At 66.2% G+C, this 2,812-nt stretch carries 2 protein-coding genes and 1 pseudogene; 2 read left to right on the top strand and 1 reads right to left on the bottom strand.

Annotated features, from left to right (window positions below):
* Positions 1-347 (top strand): annotated as a pseudogene (locus VFL64_RS03820) (MFS transporter); the annotation flags it as partial.
* 311 nt (positions 348-658) lie between these two features.
* The gene (locus tag VFL64_RS03815; protein WP_489539058.1) at positions 659-1,630 is read left to right on the top strand and encodes an IS1595 family transposase; all 972 of its coding nucleotides are present in this window, start codon (positions 659-661) and stop codon (positions 1,628-1,630) included.
* Positions 1,631-1,674: 44 nt separating this feature from the next.
* Here the strand turns inward: VFL64_RS03815 and mnmH are convergent.
* The coding region (mnmH, locus tag VFL64_RS03810; protein ID WP_489539057.1) for a tRNA 2-selenouridine(34) synthase MnmH at positions 1,675-2,812 on the bottom strand (1,138 nt) is incomplete at its 5' end.

The raw sequence follows: 2,812 nt of genomic DNA, 5'->3' as shown, positions 1-2,812 counted from the left end.
TGATCGTGGCGCAGGTCTTCGTCTACGGCTTCTTCACTTCCCTGCAGTACACCAGCATGAACACCCTGGCGTACGCGGACATCGGCGCGTCACAGACGAGCAGCGCCAGCACGATCGCGAGCACCATGCAGCAGATCTCGTTCAGCTTCGGCCTTGCCCTCGCCTCGCTGGCCACGAGCTTCTACCTCGACGGCCGCCCCCAGTCCGACCACGACGCCGTCACGACCGCGCTGCACCATGGCTTCCTCACGCTGGCTGCCATCACGTTCGTGTCGTCGGCTTCGTTCTGGGCCCTGCGCCGGGACGATGGCGAGAGCGTGAGCCGCGGGACGGCGCAGGCGGCGTGAGCATCCGCCGGCCCGGCGGAGGATTGGCACGGAAAACGGGTGCTTGTCCTACGATCCGGTTTCGGGCTCGCTCTCTAGAATGCAAAGCATCCGAGGCACGCAACCGACCGCACATTGGGCGGAGACACGGGAACCCGTCACCCAGCGCCGAGGTGGATCGTCACGAAGGCTTCGGCCTGCGTGACGATCGCGAGGCCCGCCGCCAGTTCCTGGTCGCGGGCTTTTGCTTTCCTGATTAGGAACCAAGCTCAGCCGGCTCACGCTGTGAGCGGGTGACGGACGAGGATGAAGGTATAGCCCAGGAGGTGTCTATGCCGATGAATCGAGTCCAGTTCCAGCCCGGGATGTCGCTGCGAGAGTTCCAGGCGCGCTTTGGCACTGAGCAACAGTGCCGCCAAGCGTTGCAGGAGGCGCGATGGCCCTACGGCTTTCGCTGCCCGGCATGCGAGGTGGCCGAGCACAGCCAGTTCGAGCGCCAAGGCCGAACCTATTGGCAATGCAGCGGCTGCCGGGCGCAATGCAGCCTGACCTCGGGCACCATCTTCGACGCCAGCAAGTTGCCGCTGACCGTCTGGTTCCTCGGCATGTACCTGCTGACCCAGACCAAGACCGGCATGTCGGCGCTCGAGTTGCACCGCCATCTGGGCGTGAGCTACCGCACAGCCTGGTTGGTCAAGCACAAGCTGATGGCGGTGATGTTCGAGCAGGAGCGCGACCGGCGACTCGAGGGCGTCGTGCAAGTGGACGACGCGTTCCTTGGCGGTGAGCGCACTGGCGGCAAGCGAGGCCGCGGCTCGGAGAACAAGGTGCCACTCATCGCTGCAGTGCAAACGACGGCCGACGGCCAGGCCATCTATGCCCGACTGGACGTGCTGCCGGACTGGAAGGTGCCCACCGTGGCTCGTTGGGCAGTCAAGGCACTGATGCCCTCGACCCACGTTGTCAGCGACGGATTGACCAGCTTCCAGGGCGTGAAATCGGCTGACTGCAGCCACGAGCCCATCATCCACAACAAGGGCACCGCCAAGGCAAACGTCCAGCATGCGCGATTCAAAGCCATCAACACGTTGCTGGGCAACCTGAAGATGTGGATGAACACGACCTTCCGCGGCTTCAAGACGGGGCACTACGCGCCGCGCTACCTCGCCGAATTCCAGTACCGCTTCAACAGGCGCTTCGATTTGGCCAGGCTCATGCCGTCGCTGCTGGCCTCATGCGCCTTCCAGCCTCCGGCCACCGAGGCCGCCATGCGAATGGCTATGCCGGCTGAGCTTCGTTCCTAATCAGGTTTCGCTTTGGGAGCGCAAGACCCGAAGTCGACCCGTGCTCAGGCCGCCGCGCACACCCGCTTCGCCGCCGCGATCATCCCGTCCATCGACAAGTCATCGAGCTCGATCCGCACGGCCTGCTCGAAGTGATGGAAGTCCCGGGCCAGCGAGCGGCCGTACAACGGGTCGTAGTAGTGCTCCATGACCCGTGCGAACAGCTCGCGCGTGTCGCCGCTCGCGGCGAGTTGCTCCCAGGCCGCGAATTCCTTGTTGCCCACGAGCATCTTGGTATCGGCGAGGGCGCCCAGCAGCGACACGACGCGCTTCGGGTCGGCCGCCAGGTTCGGGTACTCGTCATGCCAGAGCTGCACCCTCGAGGCCATCGGCGCGCCCAGGAGGACCACGGGGGACGTCTGCATGGCCTCGAAGAGGGACACCGGCAGCTGAACCCGCCCGATCCTCTTGGATTCGGACTCGAGCCACACCGGACGATCGGGATCCAGCAGCCGCAGCTGGGCCAGCAGATCGCTGTCGAACTGCTTCTGCGTGGGCTGCGGCTCGCCCGGCACCTCGCCGAGAACCGAACCCCGGTGGTGAGCGATGCCCTCCAGGTCGATCACCTGCTCGCCCAGCGTGCGCAGGGCGGCGAGGAAGCGCGTCTTGCCGACGCCCGTCGGCCCGGCGACCAGCTTGAATCGGAAATTGCGCGGAAGCGTGTCCAGCCCTTCGCGCACCCAGCGGCGGTAGTTGCGCCAGCCCCCGCGCAGCACGTCCACCTTGAAGCCGATGATCCGCAGGGCGCTGCTCCAGAGCTCCGATCGTTTCCCGCCGCGGAAGCAGTACACCAGGATCCGCGCGTGGCGGGGCAACGGCGCGATGTGTTCGGCGATGTCGTCGGCGATGTTGCGCAGGGCTTGCTGGACGCCGAGGAGATAGGCGGCGTGCGTGTCGGTGCGGTGCAAGGTGCCCACGGCCGCGTACTCGTCGTCGACGACGACGGGCAGGTTGAGGGCGCCGGGGATGTGGTCGTCCGAGAACTCGCGCGGACTGCGCGCATCGATGATGAGGTCGTACGCCGCCCAGTCCTGGACGTCGAGGTCGGCTGGGCGGGGCGCCGCCCGCGCCTCGGTGCTTCTGGTCATCTCGGTGGTCGCCTTGGGGGGAACGAGGATTGTCACCGATCGAGTGCGCCGAGCC

Origin of the sequence: Rhizobacter sp. (assembly GCF_035702065.1) — a bacterium.
Classification (GTDB): domain Bacteria; phylum Pseudomonadota; class Gammaproteobacteria; order Burkholderiales; family Burkholderiaceae_C; genus Rhizobacter.
The sequence above is the reverse complement of the archived record's forward strand: the minus strand, read 5'-3'. Positions and strand labels throughout refer to the sequence as shown.

Bases quoted from the DNA above. Each gene is read 5' to 3' on its own strand.
- VFL64_RS03815 (WP_489539058.1), top strand. From the start codon at position 659: ATGCCGATGAATCGAGTCCAGTTCCAGCCCGGGATGTCGCTGCGAGAG.